General features: G+C 59.6%; 21 protein-coding genes and 1 pseudogene. 10 read left to right on the top strand and 12 right to left on the bottom strand.

Annotated features, from left to right (window positions below; translation table 11 throughout):
• Positions 1 to 253: 253 nt before the first annotated feature.
• Positions 254 to 1,453 (bottom strand): tyrosine--tRNA ligase, encoded by a 1,200-nt coding sequence (tyrS, locus tag F0169_RS25085; protein ID WP_152747920.1) that lies wholly within the window; start codon positions 1,451 to 1,453, stop codon positions 254 to 256.
• A 209-nt stretch (positions 1,454 to 1,662) separates the two neighbouring features.
• Between tyrS and F0169_RS25080 the strand changes: the two genes are divergently transcribed.
• Positions 1,663 to 3,075 (top strand): peptidoglycan DD-metalloendopeptidase family protein, encoded by a 1,413-nt coding sequence (locus F0169_RS25080; protein ID WP_152747919.1) that lies wholly within the window; start codon positions 1,663 to 1,665, stop codon positions 3,073 to 3,075.
• Positions 3,076 to 3,078: 3 nt separating this feature from the next.
• On the top strand, positions 3,079 to 4,170 hold the full coding sequence (locus tag F0169_RS25075; RefSeq protein WP_152747918.1) for an anhydro-N-acetylmuramic acid kinase: 1,092 nt from the start codon (positions 3,079 to 3,081) through the stop codon (positions 4,168 to 4,170).
• Positions 4,171 to 4,257: 87 nt separating this feature from the next.
• Here the strand turns inward: F0169_RS25075 and erpA are convergent, their stop codons facing one another.
• Positions 4,258 to 4,608 (bottom strand): iron-sulfur cluster insertion protein ErpA, encoded by a 351-nt coding sequence (gene erpA / locus F0169_RS25070; protein ID WP_003176443.1) that lies wholly within the window; start codon positions 4,606 to 4,608, stop codon positions 4,258 to 4,260.
• Positions 4,609 to 4,773: 165 nt separating this feature from the next.
• Positions 4,774 to 5,808, bottom strand: a complete 1,035-nt coding sequence (gene argC, locus F0169_RS25065) for an N-acetyl-gamma-glutamyl-phosphate reductase (RefSeq protein WP_058415289.1) — start codon at positions 5,806 to 5,808, stop codon at positions 4,774 to 4,776.
• 135 nt (positions 5,809 to 5,943) lie between these two features.
• Between argC and hemJ the strand changes: the two genes are divergently transcribed.
• From hemJ to coq7, 6 genes are all read left to right on the top strand, one after another.
• Entirely contained in the window at positions 5,944 to 6,372 is a 429-nt protein-coding gene (gene hemJ, locus F0169_RS25060) for a protoporphyrinogen oxidase HemJ (protein WP_058415288.1), read from the top strand.
• Positions 6,373 to 6,396: 24 nt separating this feature from the next.
• Positions 6,397 to 7,359, top strand: coding sequence for an NAD(P)H-dependent flavin oxidoreductase (locus F0169_RS25055; RefSeq protein WP_152747917.1), 963 nt, complete (start codon positions 6,397 to 6,399; stop codon positions 7,357 to 7,359).
• A gap of 69 nt (positions 7,360 to 7,428) precedes the next feature.
• On the top strand, positions 7,429 to 8,391 hold the full coding sequence (locus F0169_RS25050; RefSeq protein ID WP_152747916.1) for a DUF805 domain-containing protein: 963 nt from the start codon (positions 7,429 to 7,431) through the stop codon (positions 8,389 to 8,391).
• Between the two features lie 63 nt (positions 8,392 to 8,454).
• Positions 8,455 to 9,243 (top strand): SDR family NAD(P)-dependent oxidoreductase, encoded by a 789-nt coding sequence (locus F0169_RS25045; protein ID WP_152747915.1) that lies wholly within the window; start codon positions 8,455 to 8,457, stop codon positions 9,241 to 9,243.
• A 46-nt stretch (positions 9,244 to 9,289) separates the two neighbouring features.
• Positions 9,290 to 9,628: a histidine triad nucleotide-binding protein gene (locus tag F0169_RS25040; protein ID WP_058415284.1), complete on the top strand. Its 339-nt coding sequence runs from the start codon at positions 9,290 to 9,292 to the stop codon at positions 9,626 to 9,628.
• A gap of 91 nt (positions 9,629 to 9,719) precedes the next feature.
• Positions 9,720 to 10,367: a 2-polyprenyl-3-methyl-6-methoxy-1,4-benzoquinone monooxygenase gene (coq7, locus tag F0169_RS25035; RefSeq protein ID WP_058415283.1), complete on the top strand. Its 648-nt coding sequence runs from the start codon at positions 9,720 to 9,722 to the stop codon at positions 10,365 to 10,367.
• 54 nt (positions 10,368 to 10,421) lie between these two features.
• On the opposite strand, the gene F0169_RS25030 is transcribed toward coq7, so the two are convergent.
• A complete protein-coding gene (locus tag F0169_RS25030; protein WP_005792019.1) occupies positions 10,422 to 10,844 on the bottom strand; it encodes an OsmC family protein in 423 nt (140 codons plus the stop codon).
• Positions 10,845 to 11,089: 245 nt separating this feature from the next.
• Here F0169_RS25030 and crp point away from each other — a divergent pair, with 245 nt between their 5' ends.
• Positions 11,090 to 11,734 carry a cAMP-activated global transcriptional regulator CRP gene (crp, locus tag F0169_RS25025; protein WP_058415282.1) on the top strand — a complete coding sequence of 215 codons (645 nt, stop codon included), beginning with the start codon at positions 11,090 to 11,092 and terminating at the stop codon, positions 11,732 to 11,734.
• Here crp and F0169_RS25020 read toward each other — a convergent pair.
• The 4 genes from F0169_RS25020 to F0169_RS25005 form a co-directional block, all read right to left on the bottom strand.
• Positions 11,731 to 12,426 (bottom strand): lipoate--protein ligase family protein, encoded by a 696-nt coding sequence (locus F0169_RS25020; protein ID WP_152747913.1) that lies wholly within the window; start codon positions 12,424 to 12,426, stop codon positions 11,731 to 11,733. The genes crp and F0169_RS25020 overlap by 4 nt on opposite strands.
• Positions 12,427 to 12,507: 81 nt before the next feature.
• Positions 12,508 to 13,347, bottom strand: coding sequence for an indole-3-glycerol phosphate synthase TrpC (trpC, locus tag F0169_RS25015; RefSeq protein ID WP_058415280.1), 840 nt, complete (start codon positions 13,345 to 13,347; stop codon positions 12,508 to 12,510).
• Complete coding sequence (gene trpD, locus F0169_RS25010) at positions 13,344 to 14,393, bottom strand: anthranilate phosphoribosyltransferase (protein WP_058415279.1); 1,050 nt, start codon at positions 14,391 to 14,393, stop codon at positions 13,344 to 13,346. Before trpD ends, trpC begins: the two co-directional genes overlap by 4 nt.
• Before the next feature lie 9 nt (positions 14,394 to 14,402).
• On the bottom strand, positions 14,403 to 14,996 hold the full coding sequence (locus F0169_RS25005; protein ID WP_058415278.1) for an aminodeoxychorismate/anthranilate synthase component II: 594 nt from the start codon (positions 14,994 to 14,996) through the stop codon (positions 14,403 to 14,405).
• 421 nt (positions 14,997 to 15,417) lie between these two features.
• Between F0169_RS25005 and estP the strand changes: the two genes are divergently transcribed.
• Entirely contained in the window at positions 15,418 to 17,340 is a 1,923-nt protein-coding gene (estP, locus tag F0169_RS25000; protein WP_152747912.1) for an esterase EstP, read from the top strand.
• A 60-nt stretch (positions 17,341 to 17,400) separates the two neighbouring features.
• Here estP and trpE read toward each other — a convergent pair whose 3' ends face one another.
• From trpE to F0169_RS24980, 4 genes and pseudogenes are all read right to left on the bottom strand, one after another.
• Complete coding sequence (trpE, locus tag F0169_RS24995) at positions 17,401 to 18,882, bottom strand: anthranilate synthase component I (RefSeq protein ID WP_122251723.1); 1,482 nt, start codon at positions 18,880 to 18,882, stop codon at positions 17,401 to 17,403.
• A 68-nt stretch (positions 18,883 to 18,950) separates the two neighbouring features.
• Complete coding sequence (locus F0169_RS24990; RefSeq protein ID WP_058415275.1) at positions 18,951 to 19,769, bottom strand: phosphoglycolate phosphatase; 819 nt, start codon at positions 19,767 to 19,769, stop codon at positions 18,951 to 18,953.
• Positions 19,766 to 20,439 (bottom strand): annotated as a pseudogene (rpe, locus tag F0169_RS24985) (ribulose-phosphate 3-epimerase). Before rpe ends, F0169_RS24990 begins: the two are co-directional and overlap by 4 nt.
• Before the next feature lie 83 nt (positions 20,440 to 20,522).
• Positions 20,523 to 21,671 (bottom strand): iron-containing alcohol dehydrogenase, encoded by a 1,149-nt coding sequence (locus F0169_RS24980; RefSeq protein ID WP_099234690.1) that lies wholly within the window; start codon positions 21,669 to 21,671, stop codon positions 20,523 to 20,525.
• Between the last annotated feature and the right edge of the window lie 409 nt (positions 21,672 to 22,080).

Genomic DNA, 22,080 nt, shown 5'->3' with positions numbered 1-22,080 from the left:
GAGGCGAATTCTACAGCGTTACACGCTGCTGTCAACACCTCTTTTTCTCCACTTTCGACCGAGAAGATCGAAACGTTAATAGAGCCAAACAACGCTGCTCTACCAACTCCTTCTGGGCTTCGATGAACTGAAGCAACTCGCTGTCGAATCTCGCATAACTCTTTGTTTACCAAGGAGTTTTCCGTTTCGACTGCGCCGGAAGTGGGGCGAATTATAGACAGATATAAAACGCCGTCAACACTTAATTGCAGGTTTATTCGGATTTGAGCGAAATACGCGCAAATGCCTTCTTCCCGGCCTGGCAGACGTGGGTAGCGCCCAGCTCGTATATAAAGGTGCGGTCCACAACCTCACCATCTATACGCACACCGCCGGAAGCCAGAAGGTCACGCGCAACCGCCGAGTTCTTCACCAGGCCCGCCTTATTAAGCACGGCAGCAATTGGCATCGCCTCGGTAGCAGTCAGCTCGATCTCCGGCAGATCATCCGGCAACTCGCCATCCTTCATGCGATTACCCGCTGCACGGTGAGCGCTGGCCGCAGCCTCGTCACCATGGAAACGCGCAACGATCTCTTCCGCCAGCTTGATCTTCACATCACGCGGATTCGCACCCGCCTCTACTTCTGCACGCAGCGCATTGATCTCATCCATCGAGCGGAAGCTCAACAGCTCGAAGTAACGCCACATCAGCGCATCCGGAATCGAAACCAGCTTGCCGTACATCACGCCCGGTGCTTCCTGGATACCTACATAGTTACCCAAGGACTTGGACATCTTCTTGACGCCATCCAACCCCTCCAGCAACGGCATGGTCAGAATGCACTGAGCCTCTTGCCCATACGCACGCTGCAGCTCACGCCCCATCAGCAGGTTGAATTTCTGGTCTGTGCCACCCAGCTCAACATCCGCCCGCAACGCCACCGAGTCATAACCCTGAACCAGTGGGTAGAGGAACTCGTGAATAGCGATGGGTTGATGGGTGGAGTAGCGCTTGTCGAAATCATCACGCTCAAGCATGCGTGCAACGGTGTACTGGGACGTCAGGCGAATGAAGTCCGCCGGCCCCATCTGGTCCATCCAGGTGGAGTTGAACGCCACCTCGGTCTTGGCCGGGTCGAGAATCTTGAACACCTGAGTCTTGTAGGTCTCGGCATTCGCCAGAACCTGCTCACGCGTCAGCGGTGGACGCGTTGCGCTTTTGCCGCTCGGATCACCGATCATCCCGGTGAAGTCACCTATAAGGAAGATGACCTGATGCCCCAGTTCCTGGAACTGACGCAGCTTATTAATAAGCACGGTGTGGCCGAGGTGCAGATCCGGTGCCGTAGGATCAAAGCCAGCCTTGATCCGCAAGGGTTGGCCACGTTTGAGCTTTTCAACCAGCTCGGCCTCGACCAACAGTTCTTCCGCACCACGTTTTATCAGCGCTAGCTGCTCTTCAACCGACTTCATAACAGACCCGCAAGGCTCAGATTCAAAAGGGAACCAACCATACAAGATCAGGGACTAATTACAAGTTTTGCCCTGCGCACGGCCACCGTTCGGCAAGCCCAGCGTTCGCGAGCTTGCGCCACAGATGATTTGGTTATATTTTATACAGTTATTTCATCTTCATCATGTCATTCATCTTTTCCATTTCATCTTCAAAGTCAAAATTACTTATGACCACAGAACCGTCTAAAGCGCCGCCGCTTTACCCGAAGACCCACCTGCTCGCCGCAAGTGGTATCGCCGCCCTCCTCAGCCTGGCACTCCTGGTATTCCCTTCCAGTGACGTAGAAGCCAAACGAACCTCCCTGAGCCTTGACCTGGAAAGTCCCGCTGAGCAACTGACACAAGACCAAGACGCTGCCGACGCACAACAAGCCACAAATGCACCTGCTGAATCACCCTTTGCGCAGATAGACAGCACGCCCGAAGACACGCGGCAGGCCGCTCAAGACCAGCCTGCGGCGCCTGCTGCCAAGAACCCTCTGCACCGCGAAGTGATCGTGGCCAAAGGCGATACGCTTTCAACGCTGTTCGAAAAGGTTGGCCTGCCCGCCGCTACTGTTAATGAGGTGTTGGCGAGCGATAAACAAGCCAAACAATTCACCCAGCTCAAACACGGTCAGAAACTCGAGTTTGAATTGGCGCCCGACGGCCAGTTGAACAACCTGCACAGCAGCGTCAGCGACCTCGAAAGCATCACCCTGACCAAGAGCGCCAAAGGCTTTGCGTTCAACCGCATCACCACCAAGCCGGTGATGCGCTCCGCCTACGTGCACGGCGTGATCAACAGCTCACTGTCACAGTCCGCCGCCCGCGCCGGCTTGTCCCACAGCATGACCATGGACATGGCCAGCGTGTTTGGCTACGACATCGACTTCGCTCAGGATATTCGCCAGGGCGACGAGTTCGACGTGATCTACGAACAGAAAGTCGCCAATGGCAAAGTCGTGGGCACCGGCAACATTCTTTCTGCACGCTTCACTAACCGTGGCAAGACCTACACGGCGGTTCGCTACACCAACAAACAAGGCACCAGCAGCTATTACACGGCTGACGGCAACAGCATGCGCAAGGCCTTCATTCGTACACCAGTGGATTTCGCGCGTATCAGCTCGCGCTTCTCCATGGGCCGCAAGCACCCGATTTTGAACAAAATCCGCGCGCACAAAGGCGTCGATTACGCTGCCCCACGCGGCACGCCGATCAAGGCAGCCGGTGATGGCAAAGTACTGCTGGCCGGGCGTCGCGGTGGCTACGGCAATACCGTGATCATCCAGCACGGCAACACTTACCGTACGCTGTACGGCCACATGCAAGGCTTCGCCAAAGGCGTTTCGACCGGCGGCACCGTGAAGCAAGGGCAAATAATCGGTTATATCGGCACCACCGGCCTGTCCACGGGCCCGCACTTGCACTATGAATTCCAGGTCAATGGCGTGCACGTCGACCCGCTGGGCCAGAAGCTGCCAATGGCTGACCCGATCGCCAAGGCCGAGCGCGCTCGTTTCCTGCAACAGAGCCAACCGCTGATGGCCCGCATGGACCAGGAACGCTCCACCCTGCTGGCTTCGGCGAAGCGTTAAGGTATGGCGCTCTATATAGGTGTGATGTCCGGGACCAGCCTCGACGGCCTGGATATCGCCCTGATCGAGCAAGACCCGGCGATCAATTTGATCGCCACTCACTACATTCCGATGCCTGATGCCCTGCGCACCGAGCTATTGGGCCTATGCGCCAGCGGCCCGGACGAGATCGCTCGTTCGGCAATTGCCCAACAACACTGGGTCACGCTTGCCGCCCAAGGCATTCACACCCTGTTGAACCAGCAGCACTTAACACCTCAAGACATCCGCGCCATTGGTAGCCACGGGCAAACCATTCGCCATGAACCGGCACGCGGTTTTACCGTACAGATCGGCAACCCTGCATTGCTCACCGAATTGACCGGCATCACCGTGGTCAGCGACTTTCGCAGCCGCGACGTTGCCGCCGGTGGCCAAGGCGCACCGCTGGTGCCAGCCTTTCATGAAGCCTTGTTTGGTGAAAGCCGCGGCAACCGTGCCGTGTTGAATATCGGCGGGTTCAGCAACCTCAGCCTGATCGAGACCGGCAAACCGGTCGCCGGCTTCGACTGTGGCCCGGGCAATGTGCTGCTCGATGCCTGGATACACCAACAACGCGGCGAGCACTTTGATCGCGGCGGCGAGTGGGCAGCCACTGGCGAGGTCCAGCCTCAACTACTGAATGCCTTGCTCAGCGATCCGTTCTTTTTGACCAAAGGCCCGAAAAGTACCGGGCGCGAAGTCTTCAACCTCGGATGGCTGCAACAGCACCTCAGCCGTCTGCCGGCTTTCCAGCCGCAGGATGTGCAGGCCACGCTGCTTGAGCTGACCGCCCTGACCATCGTTGAGTCGCTGCAAGCGGCCCAGGCAGAGACTGAAACGCTGTTGATTTGTGGGGGCGGCGCGCACAACGCCACGCTGATGAACCGTCTGGCGGCGCTACTGGCGTCCACCCATGTCAGCAGCACCGCCACTTACGGAGTGGACCCGGATTGGGTCGAAGCCATGGCGTTCGCGTGGTTGGCCCATTGCTGCCTTGAGGGCATTGCCGCCAATCGCCCCAGCGTGACTGGCGCCCGTGGGCTACGTGTACTGGGCGCGATCTACCCGGCGTGACTGCCCGGCATAATCGGCAGACAGCAAAACGCCGCGTGGCTTATCAAGCCACGCGGCGTTTTTATTCGCCCTGAGCCAGTCTGTCGATCAGATCGAGAACGAAGACCCGCAACCACAGGTGGTAGTAGCGTTAGGGTTCTTGATCACGAAGCGCGAACCCTCCAGACCTTCCTGGTAATCCACCTCGGCGCCTGCCAAGTATTGGAAGCTCATCGGGTCCACGACCAGGCTGACGCCCTCGCGCTCGACGATGGTGTCGTCATCGGCCACATCTTCATCGAAGGTAAAACCGTACTGAAACCCTGAACAACCGCCGCCCGTAACAAATACGCGCAGCTTCAAGCGATCATTACCCTCTTCATCGACCAGGCTCTTCACCTTGTGCGCAGCACCGTGGGTGAATTGCAAAGCCGTGGGGGTGAAGGATTCAACGCTCATGCTGATAATCTCCCGGCGTAACGCCGCCATATGCGTAATGGGCGGTATTATCCGCTTCTCCTAGAAAATCGGTCAACTATTGTTACGGTATATCAATCTGCTCTGCCGCCCTTAAAAACACAAAAGGCCCGTTCGACGGGCCTTTTGCACATCAGCGGCTAAGCCTTAAGGCAGCATGCCTGCATGCGACAGGCCGAGCTTCTCGTCCAGGCCGAACAGGATGTTCATGTTCTGCACTGCCTGGCCCGACGCGCCCTTGACCAGGTTATCGATCACCGACAGCACCACCACCAGGTCGCCATCCTGCGGACGGTGCACGGCAATACGGCACACATTGGCGCCGCGCACACTGCGGGTTTCCGGATGGCTACCGGCAGGCATGACATCGACGAACGGTTCGTTGGCATAACGTTTTTCAAACAGCGCTTGCAGGTCCACCGAGCGGTCCACGACGGTTGCGTACAACGTGGAGTGAATGCCACGGATCATCGGCGTCAGGTGCGGCACGAAGGTCAGGCCCACCTCCTTACCGGCTGCACGACGCAGCCCCTGGCGGATTTCAGGCAAGTGCCGATGCCCTTTTACCGCATAGGCTTTCATGCTTTCCGAGGTCTCGGAGTACAGCGACCCTACCGCCGCACCGCGACCGGCACCGCTGACGCCCGATTTGCAGTCGGCGATCAAACGCGTAGCGTCCGCCAGCCCGGCCTCCAGCAACGGCAGGAAACCCAGCTGCGTCGCGGTCGGATAGCAACCCGGCACCGCGATCAGACGCGCCTGCTTGATCTGCTCACGATTGACTTCCGGCAGACCATAAACGGCCTCCTCAAGCAGCTCCGGTGCACCGTGCGGCTGGCCGTACCACTTGGCCCACTCATCGGCATCCTGCAAGCGGAAGTCAGCCGACAGGTCAATGACCTTGGTGCCGGCCGCCAGCAGTTCGCCAGCCAAGGCATGCGCAACACCGTGAGGCGTGGCAAAGAACACCACATCACAAGCGCCAAGGGTCTTGATGTCCGGGACGCTGAACGCCAGGCCGTCATAGTGGCCTCGCAGGTTCGGGTACATATCGGCAACAGCCAGCCCGGCCTCGGATCGGGAGGTGATGACCACCACCTCAGCTTGCGGATGCTGAGCCAACAGACGCAGCAACTCGACACCGGTGTAACCCGTGCCGCCGACGATACCGACCTTGACCATAAAACTGCCCTCAACGAACCCATTGGAAAGCCGTCGATAATAGGGGCCGTACCGTCCTGCGACAACCATCAACGTGACGTATGGGCGCATCAGCCACTACTATCCCTATTACCGTGAACCTGGGAATAACTAAAAATGCTCTATTTATGGGTCAAAGCTTTCCATATCGTCGCCATCGTGTGCTGGTTTGCCGCGCTGTTCTACCTGCCGCGCCTGTTCGTCTACCACGCTCAAAGCAAGGACACCGTCAGCAAAGACCGCTTCTGCGTGATGGAGCGCAAGCTCTACCGCGGCATCATGGGCCCTTCGATGATCGCCAGCCTGGTATTGGGCATCTGGTTGATCATCCTTAACCCGGCTATTTTTCAATCAGGCGCCTGGATCCACGCCAAGCTGACCCTGGTTGTGCTGCTTATTGGTTACCACCATATGTGCGGCGCGCAGGTAAAACGCTTCGCGCGTGGCGAAAATACGCGTAGCCATGTGTTTTATCGCTGGTTCAATGAAGTGCCCGTGCTGATATTGCTGGCTATCGTAATTTTGGTTGTGGTCAAACCGTTCTAACGTCAATCACTTGGGGTCATTACGATGTCGCTGCCCGCTTTGCTTGAACAACGTCTGCGCTTGCCTGTAGTGGTGGCGCCGATGTTTCTGATTTCCAATCCGCAACTGGTACTGGCCTGCTGCCGTAACGGGGTGGTCGGGAGTTTCCCGGCGCTCAACCAACGCGAAAGCAGCGGCTTCAAGGCTTGGCTGGAAGAAATCGAAGCGGGCCTGGCGCAACTCGACAACCCCGCGCCCTATGCGGTCAACCTGATCGTGCACAACAGCAACCCACGGCTTGAAGCCGACTTGGCGATCTGCGTCGAGCACAAAGTGCCGATTGTCATTACCAGCCTGGGCGCGGTAAAGGAACTGGTCGATGCCGTGCACAGTTACGGTGGCCTGGTGTTTCACGACGTCACCACTCGGCGCCATGCCGAAAAGGCTGCCGAAGCCGGGGTTGACGGCCTGATTGCGGTGGCCGCAGGCGCCGGTGGCCACGCAGGCACCTGGAGCCCGTTCGCGCTGATCGCCGAGATTCGCCAGTTCTTCGATAAAACCCTGCTGCTGGCAGGCTGCCTTAACCACGGGCACGAGATCCTTGCCGCCCAATTGCTGGGCGCAGACCTCGCGTATTTCGGTACGCGCTTTATCGGCACCACCGAAAGCCACGCCCCGGACGCGTATAAAGAGATGCTGCTGACCTCACGCGCCGCCGACATTGTGCACACGCCCGCCGTCTCCGGAGTACCCGCGAGCTTTATGCGCCAGAGCCTGGAAAACGCCGGCTTCGACATCAAAGCGCTGCAGGCCAAAGGTGACGGCAGCGCCGGCGCCAAGCTCAAACCATTGGGCGACGAAGCCAAGGCATGGAAGACCGTATGGTCTGCCGGCCAAGGTGTCGGCGAAATTGATGACTTGCCCAGCGTTGGTGAACTGATTACTCGCCTGGATGCCGAATACCGGAAGGCGCGCGAACACGCAGCGCAGTTACACTGGCCACGCTGACAACCACCAGGCCTGCCGACTGAAGCTGGCCTGCATTCCCCTTCCTGATCAAGTGACAAGGATGCCTGCATGAGCGACAACCGTTTCAAGATTGTGTTTGACGGAGCCTTGCTCCCAGGCGTCGAAAGCACTACTGCCAAGCTGAACCTCGCTGAACTGTTCAAGTGCGATGTGCAAGCCATCGAAAGGCTCTTCACCGGCAGCACGGTTGCGCTTAAGCGTGACCTCTCCAGCGCCGATGCAGACACCTACCTGCTCGCGTTGAAAAACGCTGGCGTCGATGCGCGTATCGAGCCTGAACAGCCGCTAACCTTCAGCCTTGATAAAACCAACGAGACGGCGCCTGCTGCCGCTGATTTTGCAAACCCTTCGGCGTCGCCGTATGCCCCGCCACGCGCGGCAGTCGGAGACCACACCGCAGAGTTCTCGACACTTAAAGTCTTCACCACCCACGGGCGCATCGGCCGCCTGCGCTACCTGGCCTGGACGCTGGTTATGTCGGTTGCCATGCTGGTCGCCTCGGGCATCATCAGCACGGCGAGCTTCGCCGTAGCGACCGCCTCGCCGACTGCAGGCACTATTCTGGGCGTGCTGCTGGGGCTGGCGCTGTTTGTGGCGCTGGTGTGCGTTAGCGTACAAATCGGTGTGCAGCGCCTGCACGACCTCGGCTGGTCCGGCTGGCTGTACCTGCTGAACCTGGTGCCGCTGGTGAACAGTATTTTCCCACTGCTGTTGCTGGTGCTGCCGGGCAATACCGGCGCCAACCAATACGGCCCGCCGCCGCCGCGCAACTCCAAAGCGGTAAAAGTACTCGCTGCCCTGTGGCTGGCGTTCATTCCGGTGATACTCGCCATCGCGCTCGCACTGGGCATGAACGGCTACTTTGACCAGCTCGAAGCCAACCTGGGCAATCGCTACGAAAGCAGCTCGATCACCTCTGATGACGCCGCCGATCAAAGCGCGAACGTTGATGAAGAAGACGTGCAAAGTGCTGACGACACAGCCGAACCTGTAGACTCTCCAGAACAGTGAGAAAACGCCCGTCGCCTGTGATGCCTCTGTCACAGGCACGGTGGCGTTGCGATGGAGAAAGGCATGACCCGTTACGCTCTGATCACCGGTGCTTCCAGCGGCATCGGCCTGGCCTTGGCCGAAGCATTGGCCCGTCGCGGCCGCAGCTTGATTTTGGTAGCCCGCCAGCGTGATCAGTTGGAAAGTATTGCAATCGAATTGACTCAACGCTTTGGCGTCGAGGTGCTGTTTCGTGCCTGTGACCTGGGCGAGCCGCTGCGTTTGTCGGGTTTTCTGCTGGAACTTGAAGAAGGTGAGCGGCAGATCGACCTGTTGGTCAATTGCGCCGGGATCGGCACCAGCGGGCCATTTTTGGCTCAGGACTGGATGACTGAACAAGACCTGATTGAAGTCAACATTCTGGCCCTGACCCGCATGTGCCACGCTCTGGGCAACGCCATGGCGCTGCACGGCGGTGGGCAGATACTCAATGTCGCCTCAATCGCCGCCTTTCAGCCCGGCCCCTGGATGAGCAGCTATTACGCCAGCAAGGCCTATGTGTTGCATTTCTCCGAAGGCCTGCGCGAAGAGTTGAAAACCTGCGGCATCAAGGTCTCGGTGCTCTGCCCTGGCCCCACGCGCACGGCGTTCTTCGGCACCGCGCAAATGGACACGGTCAAACTCGACCGCAGCACAACACTGATGAGCGCCGAAGAAGTGGCGCTCTACACCGTGCGCGCGCTGGAAAAAAACCGCGCGATCATCATTCCTGGGCGACGCAACCGCTGGCTCACCCTCAGCCCGCGTTTCACCCCGCGTTGGCTGACGCGCAAGATAGCCGGCGCGATCAACAAGGCCTATTGCCCGCGCTGACAGGCTGGGTACACTGCCGTTGCACTTTCATAATGGAGACACAGCTGTGGATACTCTGTTCACCAAAATCATCAACAGAGAAATACCCGCCACGATCATTTACGAAGATGATCAGGTGCTGGCGTTCAACGACATCGCACCGCAGGCGCCAGTGCATTTTCTGGTCATCCCGAAAAAACCCATTCGCACCCTCAATGACCTGACCGAAGACGACAAAGCCCTGGCAGGGCACATTCTGTTCACCGCCCAGCGGCTGGCGGTGGAACAAGGCTGCGAGAAGGGTTTTCGCGTGGTCATGAACTGCAATGAAGAGGGCGGGCAAACCGTCTATCACATTCATATGCACGTGCTCGGCCAACGCCAGATGCACTGGCCGCCGGGCTGAGTGCCCTTGCCACAGGGGCAAATTGACTCAGCACAAACGCTTCGCCCTCTCTTGCGGTAAACTGACCGCCGAGATTCTTCCGGAGGTCAGCATGACTACCCAACGTCACTACTCGCCGATTGACCGTCTGTTGCTGCAAGCCGACACCGCCATGCGCACGTTGCTGCCGTTCAGTGGCCAACCGTATCGCCCATCGCCCGCCATCGTGCAGCCCGATGCGCAGATGAGCGAGACCGACACGCGCCACGTCGCCGGCCTGATGCGCATCAACCATACCGGCGAAGTCTGTGCCCAGGCGCTGTACCAGGGCCAGGCGCTGACCGCCAAGCTGCCGCAAGTGCGCGCCGCAATGGAGCATGCTGCCGAGGAAGAGATCGACCACTTGGCGTGGTGCGAGCAACGTATTCGCCAACTGGGTAGCCACCCGAGCGTGCTGAACCCACTGTTTTATGGTTTGTCGTTCGGTATTGGCGCGGCCGCGGGCCTGATCAGCGACAAGGTCAGCCTCGGGTTTGTCGCCGCGACGGAACATCAGGTGTGCAAGCACCTGGATGAACACCTGGAGCAACTGCCGGCCGAGGACGAGAAATCCCGCGCCATTCTTGAGCAGATGCGCATTGATGAACAGCACCACGCAGACAGCGCTTTGGATGCCGGTGGCTTTCGCTTCCCGGCGCCCGTGCGGTTCGGCATGAGCCTGCTGGCCAAAGTCATGACCAAAAGCACCTACCGCGTCTGACGGCACTGTGCAGGAGCGCGGCGAACGCTTGGCTCCTGCAACAGCCTGCAACGATCAGCCCAGCTCGATGATTTCGTAATCATGGGTGATGGCCACACCGGCTGCGCCGAGCATGATCGACGCCGAGCAGTACTTCTCAGCCGACAACTCGATGGCACGCTTGACCTGAGCTTCTTTCAACGCCCGCCCCTTCACCACGAAATGCATGTGGATTTTGGTAAATACTTTGGGGTCTTCAGTCGCGCGCTCGGCTTCCAGGAACGCTTCGCAGCTTTCCACAGCCTGGCGGGACTTCTTCAGAATGCTGACCACGTCGAAATTGCTGCAACCGCCGACACCCAGCAGGAGCATTTCCATCGGGCGTACGCCGAGGTTACGCCCACCGGCTTCCGGCGGGCCGTCCATGACCACCACATGACCACTGCCTGATTCACCGAGGAACATGGCCTCGCCCGCCCATTGGATGCGTGCCTTCATCGCCCAGACTCCACTGCTAAAAAAGGGTCGCCAGCTTAGCACAGGGCCTTGCAACCACAGCGCTCTGCATAAAAACCACCAATGTCAGCCGGTTGCCGGATAAATTCCCCAATCGAGACAGAATGTGTCTGTTAAGCTGGCGCCAAATGAATGGCGCATCGCCATGCTTTGTACTGCGTGTATCAATCACGACACGCTGAAAGAATAAATCCAACCACATCGCGCAGTCTTTTCGGGATACAACCATGGTTGCTCTGACTCCCACACCCAAGATCAAGAATCTCGACAAGCTGCTGATGCACTGCCAACGCCGGCGTTACCCGGCCAAGCACAACATTATTTGCGCGGGCGAACGTTCCGAAACACTGTTCTTCATTATCAAAGGCTCGGTGACCATCCTGATCGAGGATGAAGAGGGCCGCGAGATGATCATCGCCTACCTCAATACCGGGGATTTTTTTGGCGAGTTGGGGCTGTTTGAACAAGCCGGTAAAGAACAGAAACGCAGCGCGTGGGTGCGGGCCAAGGTGGAATGTGAAGTCGCCGAAATCAGTTACACCACATTCCGTGAATTGGCCCAACAGGACCCGGACATCCTCTACGCCCTGAGCGGCCAGATCGCCCAGCGCCTGCGCGACACCACACGCAAAGTGGGCGACCTGGCGTTTTTTGACGTCACCGGCCGGGTTGCGCGCTGCTTGCTGGAATTGTGTAAACAGCCCGACGCCATCACCCACCCGGATGGTATGCAGATAAAAGTCACGCGCCAGGAAATCGGGCGCATTGTCGGCTGTTCACGGGAAATGGTCGGTCGCGTGCTCAAAGACCTGGAAGAGCGCAACCTGGTAAACGTCAAAGGCAAGACGATGGTGGTATTCGGTACACGTTAAACCGCAGGGAAACCGGCCAGCATCTGGCGGTACGCGCGGTCGAGCCGGCTAAGCACATCTGCTGAGGGGAAGGCTTCATGCAGCGCGATGTGGCTGTCGGCACGCACCCGCTGCTCAAGCCCGCACGCTTGATTGAAGCGATTGACCGCCGCGATCAATTCCTCGCGGTCGTTATCCAGCAACAACGCCCCGTGCACCAACCCCACCGGGCGACCCGCACTTTGCCGCCAGCGCTGGGCGGTGCCGACCATCTTGCGGCCGTTGAGGTTGACGTTGTAACGGCCATCGCAGAATGCACCGTCGATTTCACCGAGACTGGCATCACCGCCCAACGCGATCAACGCATCGCAGATCGGCTGGCACAAACGCTGGTAACCGGTTTCGATGCGCCCTTGATCGCCTTCGCTGCGCGGCGGCGCGTAAACCAGGGCGATGTTGACCGTAGCGGCAGACTGCGGCACCGGTTCGCCGCCGGTTTCGCGCAGCAACACCGGCCAACCAGCATCTGAAGAGACTGTGCTGGCCGCATCAAAGGCTGGCAAGCGGCTCAAACGACGCGGCATGACCAACGCTTGATCGCTGGGCTGCCAGAACAGCAGCCCAAATGCCTGCTCACCGGCGCAAACGGCAGCCAACAAGTCCTGCTCGGCGGCAAGCCCTGCTTCAATGGTCATCCTGACTGGCTGAGTCATCAAACACCTACCCATCTGAATAAACACAACACCCAATGTGGGAAGGGGCTTGCGCCCTCCCCCCGTTGATCGTGTTTCAGGTCAATCCAGGGTCGAACCACTGACCGCCGCCACGCCACGCTCAGGGAAGAACAAACGCTGCAGTTCTGCCCCAGGGTTTTCGGCGCGCATGAAGGTTTCGCCGACCAGGAACGAATACACGCCGCTGATTTCCATCAGTTCTACGTCGGCGCGGTTGACGATGCCGCTTTCGGTGATCACCAGCCGATCACGCGGAATACGCGGCAACAGGTCGAGGGTGTTTTCGAGGCTGACTTCGAACGTGTGCAAGTTTCGGTTGTTGACCCCGACCAGCGGTGTGTCGAGGGTTTTCAGTGCACGCTCCAACTCATCGCCGTCGTGCACTTCTACCAATACATCCAGGCCAACGCTTTTGGCCACGGCCGCCAACTCAGCCAGCTTCACGTCATCCAGTGCCGATACGATCAGCAGCACGCAGTCCGCGCCCAAGGCACGCGCTTCGATAATCTGGTACGGGTCGACCATGAAATCCTTACGGATGACCGGCAACTTGCACGCAGCGCGAGCCTGTTGCAGGAACAGGTCGCTGCCCTGGAAATAGTCGATGTCGGTCAGCACCGAGAGGCACGTTGCGCCACCCTTCTCATAGCTTTTGGCAATCTCTTCGGGAATGAAGATCTCGCGAATCACGCCTTTGCTGGGTGAGGCTTTTTTAATCTCGGCAATCACCGCGGGCTGCTTTTCTCTGGCCTGCTTTATCAGCGCATCGGCAAAGCCGCGCGGCGCATCGGCGCTTCTCGCCAAGCCTTCCAACTCGGCGAGGCTGACACGCGCACGTCGCTCGGCAACTTCTTCAGCCTTGCGCGCGAGAATTTTTTCCAGAACGGTCGGAACACTCATCCTTCATTCTCCATTTTGAACACAGCGGTAAAGGCTCCCAGCTCTTCGAGTTTTTCGCGAGCCAGCCCGGTGTGTAACGCATCGTGGGCCAAGGCGACACCTTCTTTGAGACTATAAGCATGGTCCGCCGCGTAAAGCGCCGCGCCAGCATTCAGAACAATCATTTCTGCAGCTTTCTGGCCGTTTTCAGTCTTGCGGCGCCCCAAGGCATCGCGAATCAGTTCCAGCGATGCTGCCGGGCTTTCAACGGCCAGGCCATGCAAACTCTGGCTCTTCATGCCGAGGTCTTCGGGCTCGACCCAATACTCGCTGATTTGGTCATTCTTCAGCTCCGCCACAAAGGTCGGTGCCGCCAGGCTAAATTCGTCCAGGCCATCTTTGGAGTGCACCACCAACACATGTTTGCTGCCCATGCGCTGCAACACTTCGGCCAATGGCCGGCACAGCGCCTGGCTGAACACCCCGACTACCTGATGTTTCACACCGGCCGGATTCGTAAGCGGGCCAAGCATGTTGAACAGGGTGCGCAAGCCAAGGTCCTTGCGCGGGCCGGCGGCGTGTTTCATCGCGCCGTGGTGCGACTGGGCAAACATGAAGCCAATACCCACACTGTCAATGCACCGCGCCACTTGTACCGGCGTGAGGTTCAGATAGATCCCGGCCGCTTCCAGCAAGTCGGCGCTGCCGCTCTTGCCGGAGACCGCGCGGTTACCGTGCTTGGCCACTGTGCAACCGGCCGCCGCAACCACAAAAGAGGCCGCGGTCGACACGTTGAAAATATTCGCACCGTCACCGCCGGTGCCCACCACATCGACGACGCCGTCGAGGGTCTTCAGCTCGACCTTGTCCGCCAGCTCACGCATCACCGACACGGCGCCGACGATTTCGTCGATGCTTTCGCTCTTCATGCGCATGGCCATCATGAACGCGCCGATCTGCGCGTCGGTGCATTGGCCGGTCATGATCTCGCGCATCACATCGCTCATTTCAGCGGTGCTCAGGTCCAGATGGCCGACGATACGGCTCAGGGCAGTCTTGATATCCATGGAAAGTCCTTAGCGCGTGCCGCCGCTCTGCTTGAGAAAGTTAGCGAACAGCTCGTAGCCCTGCTCGGTCAAGATCGATTCAGGGTGAAATTGCACCCCTTCGATATTCAATGTCTTGTGGCGCAGGCCCATGATCTCGTCGACCGAGCCGTCTTCCAATTGGGTCCAGGCCGTGACTTCCAGGCATTCCGGCAGGGTTTCGCGCTTGACCACCAGCGAGTGGTAACGGGTGACGGTCACCGGCAGGTTGAGGCCATTGAATACGCCTACATCTGTATGGAATACCGGGCTGGTCTTGCCGTGCATCACCTGGCGTGCGCGCACCACGTCACCACCAAAGGCCTGGCCGATGGACTGATGCCCCAGGCACACGCCCAAAATCGGCAACTTGCCGGCGAAATACTGAATGGCTTCGAGGGAAATACCCGCCTCGGTCGGCGTGCAAGGACCAGGCGAAACCACGATGCGCTCCGGGTTCAGGGCGGCAATTTCGGCGACGGTCAGCTCGTCGTTGCGCACCACCTTGACCTCGGCACCGAGTTCGCCCAAGTACTGCACAACGTTATAGGTAAAGGAATCGTAGTTATCAATCATCAGCAACATGTGGGTTCAAACCTCTTGAATTCACTGATTTCGAATGACCGCCTTCCAAGAGAGTGACCCGCTGCCAGACGCACGTTCCGGTTGCCGGGGTTAGTCGGCAAGGGGCGTCAAACAACAGGTGAAGAAGGCAAATCGGTACAGGTCCGGCCGGCCGGCAGAGAAAATGTCAGGCGCGCCAACGCCAACGGGCGTGTGCCTTGATTACTCGCATCAAGAGTTTGCTGATAATCAACACGGGGAGGGTCTCATTCATACGTTTCAGCACAGTAACGTAGCCTCGCCAGCGGTGCAATATGGCGCAGCGAATACGGGGGCATCACCGCAGAGTGTTTATCGGAAAAAACTGTTTTCTTCGATGAAAAGCCTGAATACATTATTAGTGTTTCGCTTCCGATACAAAAATAACGAGATGGAATCCCGCATGCTCAGACCACCGTTTTTCGCGCCACTGGCCGGCTGCCTCCTGTCACTGGCCTGCGCGCAAGCATTGGCAGCACCTTCGCCGTACACAACCATGGTGATTTTCGGCGATAGCCTGGCCGACGCCGGCCAACTCGCCGACGGCTCCAATGGCGCCACCTTGCGCTACACCAACCGAACCGGGCCGACGTTCCAGGGCGATTTTGGCCTGGTGTCATCAACCTTGTTGGGCTCAAAGCTGGGCGTTGCGCCAAACGACCTGAATGCCTCGACCTCACCGGTGCGTGCCGCGCAAGGCTTGCCGGACGGAAACAACTGGGCAGTCGGCGGCTACCGTACCGACAATATCCTGGACTCGATCAACTCGGTCTCCAATGCGACGATTCCACCTGGAAACCCCGGTGGCGGCACCGTGCTGCGCAGCCGTCAGGGTTATCTACCGGCAAACGGCGGGCGGGCCGATCCCAATGCGCTGTACTTTATTTCGGGTGGCGGCAATGACTTCCTGCAAGGGCGCGTGCTCAGCGCCGGCCAGGCCGTTGCCGCGGGCGGGCGCCTGGCCGACAGTGCCCAAACGCTGCAACAAGCCGGCGCGCGCTACATCATGGTGTGGATGCTGCCCGACCTTGGCCTGACCCCGGCCATCAACGGCACCCCGTTGCAGGCGACGAGTTCGGCGCTGAGCAGTGTTTTCAACCAGGCGCTGGTGCAACGCCTGTCGCAGATCGACGCCCAAGTCATCCCACTGAATATTCCGTTGTTGCTGCAAGAAAGCTTCGCCGACCCAGCCCGCTTTGGCCTGGCCACCGGGCAAAACCTCACCGGCACCTGCTTCAGCGGCAACGGTTGCACCGCCAACCCGACCTATGGCATCGGCGGCACCAACCCGGACCCGACCAAGCTGATCTACAACGACGCGGTGCACCCCACCATCGCCGGGCAACGCTTGATCGCCGACTACGCCTATTCCCTGCTCGCGGCGCCATGGGAACTGTCGTTGCTGCCGGAAATGGCCCAAGGCACAGTGCGCGCCCACCAGGATGAATTGCGCAACCAATGGCAAGCCGACAACGGCAACTGGCAAGCCGTCGGGCAGTGGCGGGCCATTGTGGCTGGCGGTGGGCAGCGCCTGGACTTCGACGATCAAAGCAGTTCGGCCAGCGGCGACGGCAGTGGCTATAGCCTGAATATCGGCGGCAGCTACCGGCTCGACGAGAACTGGCGTGTGGGCGTTGCAGCCGGGCTGTATCGGCAGACGCTCGAAGCAGGCGCCAGTGATTCGGACTACAAACTCAACAGCTACATGGCCACCGCGTTCGCCCAGTATCAACAGAATCACTGGTGGGCCGACGTAGCCTTGACCGGCGGCAAACTGGACTTCGACAGCCTCAAACGCAAGTTCGCCCTCGGCGTCAGCGAAGGCTCGGAAAAAGGCGACACCGATGGCTGGCTGTGGGCCTTGAGCAGCCGTTTGGGCTATGACATCGCCGGTGCCGGCAGCGACTGGCACCTGTCACCCTTCATCAGCGCCGACTATGCGCGCGTAGAAGTGAATGGCTATTCGGAGAAAGACAACCGCTCCACCGCGCTGACATTCGACGACCAGCAACGCGACTCCAAGCGCCTCGGCGTTGGCCTGCAGGGCAGCTACCGCATCACTGCGCAGACTCAGGTGTTTGGCGAAGTGGCCCACGAACATGAGTTCGAAAATGACACCCAAAAGGTGAGCATTTCGCTGAACAGCGTGCAAGCAATTGACTTCAAACTTGACGGCTATACACCGCGCAGCAATTCGGACCGCTTGAGCCTCGGCGTCAGCCACAAACTGACTGAGGCGCTGGCGTTACGCGCCGCTTATAACGTGCGCAAGGACGACAGCTTCACCCAGCAAGGCGCCAGTGTCGGGGTAAGCCTGGATTTCTAAGCCCGAAAACCCATGTGGGAAGGAGCTTGCTCCCTCCCACATTTGGACTTTCATGTGGCTTCAGTCTTGTGGGGGTTGCTCTGCCAACGCTACTGCGCGGAACATCGCGCGGCGTTTGTTCAGGGTTTCTTCCCATTCGAGGGCCGGCACCGAGTCGGCAACAATTCCGCCGCCCGCCTGCACATGCAACTCGCCGTTCTTGATGACGGCGGTACGGATCGCAATCGCAGTGTCCATATTGCCATTCCAGGCAAAGTACCCCACGGCGCCGCCGTACACGCCACGCTTGACCGGCTCCAGTTCGTCGATAATTTCCATTGCGCGAATTTTAGGCGCGCCCGACAAGGTGCCCGCCGGCAGAATCGCCCGCAGTGCATCCATCGCGGTCAACCCGGCTTTCAGCTCGCCAGTGACGTTGGAGACGATGTGCATCACGTTGGAGTAACGCTCGATAACCATCTTATCGGTGAGCTTCACCGAGCCGATTTCCGAGACGCGCCCGGTGTCGTTGCGGCCCAGGTCGATGAGCATCAAGTGCTCGGCGATTTCCTTGGCGTCGCTCAGCAGGTCTTTTTCCAGCGCCAAATCGGCTTCTTCGGTCGCGCCACGCGGGCGAGTACCGGCGATCGGGCGCACGGTGATCAGGTTGTCCTCGACGCGCACCAGCACTTCTGGCGAACTGCCCACAACGTGGAAGTCGCCAAAATTGAAGAAGAACATGTACGGCGTCGGGTTGAAACAACGCAGCGCGCGGTACAGGTCGATCGGCGCGGCCTTGAAGTCGATGGACATGCGTTGCGACGGCACCACTTGCATGCAGTCACCGGCCAGGATGTAGTCCTTGATCGTATCGACTGCGCGCTCGTAGTCAGCCTGGGTAAAACTGGAGCGAAACACCGGGTCGGCAGCCGGTGGACGGCTGAGGTCCAGGCCGCGACGCGGAGTGATCGGCTGACGCAGTTTTTCCATCAGCGCTTCAAGGCTGGCCAGGCCTTGCTCGAAGGCGTCCGCGTGGGACGGGTCGGCGAGCACAATCGCGTGCATCTTGCCGGCGAGGTTGTCGAACACCACCACCGCATCAGACACCATCAGCAGAATATCCGGCACGCCCAGAGGGTCCGGGTTCGGGCATTTGCCCAAGCGTTTTTCGACGTAGCGCACACAGTCGTAGCCGAAGTAACCGACCAGCCCGCCGTTGAAACGCGGCAGGCCAGCAATGGTCGGCACGTTGTAGCGCGCCTTGAATGCTTCGACAAAGGCCAACGGGTCTTCTACATCAAGGCTTTCGATCTCGACGCCGTCATGCGTAATGCTCACATGGTGGTCATGCACGCGCAGTACGGTACGGCACGGCAGGCCGATGATCGAGTAACGGCCCCATTTTTCGCCGCCCTGCACCGATTCCAACAAGTAGGAATTGGGCGCATCGGCCAGCTTCAGGTAGATCGACAGCGGCGTATCGAAGTCGGCCAGGGTTTCGCAGGCCAAGGGAATACGGTTGTAGCCGGCATCGGCCAAACGCAGGAATTCTTCGCGGATCATGGGGTGCCTCGTGGCTTGAGGGTCAAACGGTCAGGTGTGCAAACGTGCCGCAGCGCGGCCAGGCTCGGTCAGGCGCGCCAACGCCAGCGGGCCAGGGCCTTGATGACTTTCATCCAGAGTTTGCGAGTGACCACCACGATGGGATTTCCAGAAGGGGTTGAGTCGGTATCGGGCAACGTTATCTCAGCGCCCGCTCCCAAGCAACCGGGGATTAGCAACCGCAGATCATCAATCACCAGTGCCGGCGATTCTTCGGCAATCGGCCGGCCATGGTTATAGCCGTAGCTCAGCGCCACACACTGCACGCCCGCAGCTTTTGCGGCGAGTACATCGCTGCGCGAATCACCGACAAACAACGACTGTGAGGCCGGGATATTGGCCATTTTCATCACGAAAAACAGCGCCGCCGGGTCGGGTTTCTTTTGCGGCAAGGTATCGCCACCGATGATCCAGCGAAAATACCGGCCAATTTTCATCTGGTCCAACAGCGGCGCAACAAAACGCTCCGGTTTGTTGGTGATCAAGGCCATTTCCACGCCTTGCTTGTGCAGCCACTTGAGGGTGTCGCGCACGCCGGGGTACACAACCGTCAACTCGTGGCTGCTTTCATACGCCGCATTGAATAACCCCAGCGCGTGTTCGGCCTCGACGTCGTCCACCCCTTCGGCGTTGATGTGGTTGGCCAACGCGCGGCGCACCAGCATCTGCACGCCGTTGCCGACCCAGTCGCGTACCGACTCGACCCCGGCCGGCTTGCGCCCCAGCTTGAGCAGCATCTCGTCCACGGCGGCTGCCAGGTCTGGCACCGAGTCGATCAAGGTACCGTCCAGATCGAACATCACCAGCCGTGGCAGTTTGCCGGGGAACAACTGCTCGAAGCCGCTCATGGACGCGCCAGCGCCAGTTCGGCTCGCATCGTGTCGATGACTTGCTGGTAGTCCGGCGCATTGAAGATCGCCGAGCCCGCGACGAACGTGTCGGCACCGGCAGCGGCGATTTCGCGGATGTTATTGACGTTGACCCCACCGTCGATTTCCAGGCGGATGTCCCGCCCCGAGGCATCGATGAGCGCACGCGCCTGGCGCAGCTTGTCGAGGGTGCCGGGGATGAACTTCTGCCCGCCGAAACCCGGGTTGACGCTCATCAGCAAGACCATGTCGACCTTGTCCATCACGTACTCAAGCACGCTCAGCGGCGTGGCCGGGTTAAATACCAGGCCGCCTTGCAGCCGCCTTCGCGGATCAGTTGCAGGGTGCGGTCGACGTGCAGCGAGGCTTCCGGGTGGAAGGTGATGTAGGTCGCGCCGGCTTCAACGAAGTCACCGATGATGCGGTCTACCGGGCTGACCATCAGGTGCGCATCGATCGGCGCGGTGATGCCGTACTTGCGCAACGCCGCGCAAACCATCGGGCCGATGGTCAGGTTGGGCACGTAGTGATTGTCCATGACATCGAAGTGCACGAAGTCGGCACCGGCGGCCAACACCTTGTCCACTTCTTCACCGAGGCGGGCGAAATCGGCGGAGAGAATCGATGGAGCGATAACGAAGGGCTGCATGACGCACCTTTTTGAGCTAAATCACGATGGCGCGCATTGTATACCTCATGCTTTGCCCTGCGCACCGTGACCTGACTCAACGACTAGTAAGCTGCCCGGTAGATTTTCTCGATATCCGCCGCGCTGAGCTTGCGCGGATTGTTGCGCATCAGCCGCTCGATGCCCGCCGCTTCCGTGGCCATGGCCGCGATAGCATCCTCGGGAACCCCGAAGGTGCGCAGGCCCGCCGGGATCTCGACCGCGGCGCAAAGTCGCGTCATCGCCTCTACGGCCTGGTCGGCGGCATCGTTAACACTCAAACCCGTTACGTTTACGCCCATGGCTTGGGCAATGTCGCGCATGCGCTCGACACAGGCCAGCTTGTTCCAGTGCATCACGTAGGGCAGCAACAAGGCATTGCTCACGCCGTGGGCAATATTGAAGCGCCCACCCAGCGGGTACGCCAACGCATGCACCGCGCCCACGCCGGCATTGCCGAATGCCATGCCGGCCATGAGGCTGGCGGTGGCCATGTCATCGCGCGCCTGCAGGTTGGCAGGGTTGGCGTAGGCCTTGGGCAGCGCGTTGGCGATCAGCTTGACCGCGCCGATGGCCAGCGCGTCGGTGATCGGCGAGGCGTTCAGCGACAGGTAGGATTCGATCGCGTGCACCAGCGCATCCACGCCACTGGCGGCGGTAACGCTGCGCGGGCAGGTGAGGGTCATTTGCGGGCTGATCAGCGCCACATCCGGCAGCAAGTAGTCGCTGACGATACCTTTTTTCAGCTGCGCGACCTTGTCGGAGAGGATCGCCACATTGGTGACTTCCGAGCCCGTACCGGCGGTGGTCGGGATGGCGATCAGCGGCGGGCCTTTACGCGGCACTTGATCGACGCCGAACAGGTCCGCCAGTGCGCCGTGGTAACCGGCATAGGCCGCGACGCTCTTGGCAATGTCGATAGCACTGCCGCCGCCCAGGCCGATCAGGCCGTCATGCCCGCCCTCGCGGTACACGCGCATGCAGTCTTCGACGATGGCGATTTCCGGGTCGGGCAGCACGCGGTCGAAAATCTCGTAGGCGCGGTCGCCCAAGTGCGCCAACGCCAGGGCAACCGTGCCGGATTTGACCAGCGCGGCATCGGTGACGATCAGCGGGTTATCTACATCCAGGCGCGTGAGTTCGGCAGCCAATTGCTCAATGGCACCCGCGCCGGTCAGCAGTTTGTGGGCGATCTTGAATGAGGAAGTACTCATGTGCGCGGCCTCTTATTAATAGATGGGCTGGCATTCAGAGTAGCTGACTGAAAAGCGTTGTCTTCCATTCAGCAGCTGAATGGTCATTACCCGGCCAACACAAAACCACTGTGGGAGGGGCTGGCTCCCGATAGCGTTTTGTCAGTGGATGAATAAGTCGGCTGGCACTCCGTCATCGGGAGCAAGCCCCCTCCCACATGTTGACGTGTGCCGGGCTTTAGACCTAAGCGGTGGGTCAGTAGCAGTAATGGTGATCTCAGGCCCAACACAAAATCACTGTGGGAGGGGGCTGGCTACCGATAGCATTTTGTCAGTTGATGAATAAGCCGGCTGACACTCCGCCGTCGGGAGCAAGCCCCCTCCCACATGTTGACGTCTGCCGGGCTTTAGACCTGAGCGGTGGGTCAGC

It is taken from the genome of Pseudomonas kitaguniensis (assembly GCF_009296165.1).
Lineage (GTDB): Bacteria > Pseudomonadota > Gammaproteobacteria > Pseudomonadales > Pseudomonadaceae > Aquipseudomonas > Aquipseudomonas kitaguniensis.
Note: the sequence above shows the minus strand (reverse complement) of the source record. Positions and strands in the feature narration are given on the sequence as shown.

Excerpts from the sequence above, each read along its gene's own strand:
- crp (WP_058415282.1), top strand. The coding sequence starts at position 11,090 with ATGGTTGCTCTGACTCCCACACCCAAGATCAAGAATCTCGACAAGCTG.
- F0169_RS25050 (WP_152747916.1), top strand. The coding sequence starts at position 7,429 with ATGAGCGACAACCGTTTCAAGATTGTGTTTGACGGAGCCTTGCTCCCA.
- coq7 (WP_058415283.1), top strand. The coding sequence starts at position 9,720 with ATGACTACCCAACGTCACTACTCGCCGATTGACCGTCTGTTGCTGCAA.
- F0169_RS25045 (WP_152747915.1), top strand. The coding sequence starts at position 8,455 with ATGACCCGTTACGCTCTGATCACCGGTGCTTCCAGCGGCATCGGCCTG.
- F0169_RS25080 (WP_152747919.1), top strand. The coding sequence starts at position 1,663 with ATGACCACAGAACCGTCTAAAGCGCCGCCGCTTTACCCGAAGACCCAC.
- F0169_RS24990 (WP_058415275.1), bottom strand. The coding sequence starts at position 19,769 with ATGAGCGGCTTCGAGCAGTTGTTCCCCGGCAAACTGCCACGGCTGGTG.
- argC (WP_058415289.1), bottom strand. The coding sequence starts at position 5,808 with ATGGTCAAGGTCGGTATCGTCGGCGGCACGGGTTACACCGGTGTCGAG.
- erpA (WP_003176443.1), bottom strand. The coding sequence starts at position 4,608 with ATGAGCGTTGAATCCTTCACCCCCACGGCTTTGCAATTCACCCACGGT.
- trpD (WP_058415279.1), bottom strand. The coding sequence starts at position 14,393 with ATGGATATCAAGACTGCCCTGAGCCGTATCGTCGGCCATCTGGACCTG.
- F0169_RS25055 (WP_152747917.1), top strand. The coding sequence starts at position 6,397 with ATGTCGCTGCCCGCTTTGCTTGAACAACGTCTGCGCTTGCCTGTAGTG.
- trpC (WP_058415280.1), bottom strand. The coding sequence starts at position 13,347 with ATGAGTGTTCCGACCGTTCTGGAAAAAATTCTCGCGCGCAAGGCTGAA.
- F0169_RS25030 (WP_005792019.1), bottom strand. The coding sequence starts at position 10,844 with ATGAAGGCACGCATCCAATGGGCGGGCGAGGCCATGTTCCTCGGTGAA.
- F0169_RS25020 (WP_152747913.1), bottom strand. The coding sequence starts at position 12,426 with ATGACTCAGCCAGTCAGGATGACCATTGAAGCAGGGCTTGCCGCCGAG.
- F0169_RS25005 (WP_058415278.1), bottom strand. The coding sequence starts at position 14,996 with ATGTTGCTGATGATTGATAACTACGATTCCTTTACCTATAACGTTGTG.
- F0169_RS24980 (WP_099234690.1), bottom strand. The coding sequence starts at position 21,671 with ATGAGTACTTCCTCATTCAAGATCGCCCACAAACTGCTGACCGGCGCG.
- F0169_RS25075 (WP_152747918.1), top strand. The coding sequence starts at position 3,079 with ATGGCGCTCTATATAGGTGTGATGTCCGGGACCAGCCTCGACGGCCTG.
- estP (WP_152747912.1), top strand. The coding sequence starts at position 15,418 with ATGCTCAGACCACCGTTTTTCGCGCCACTGGCCGGCTGCCTCCTGTCA.
- tyrS (WP_152747920.1), bottom strand. The coding sequence starts at position 1,453 with ATGAAGTCGGTTGAAGAGCAGCTAGCGCTGATAAAACGTGGTGCGGAA.
- hemJ (WP_058415288.1), top strand. The coding sequence starts at position 5,944 with ATGCTCTATTTATGGGTCAAAGCTTTCCATATCGTCGCCATCGTGTGC.
- trpE (WP_122251723.1), bottom strand. The coding sequence starts at position 18,882 with ATGATCCGCGAAGAATTCCTGCGTTTGGCCGATGCCGGCTACAACCGT.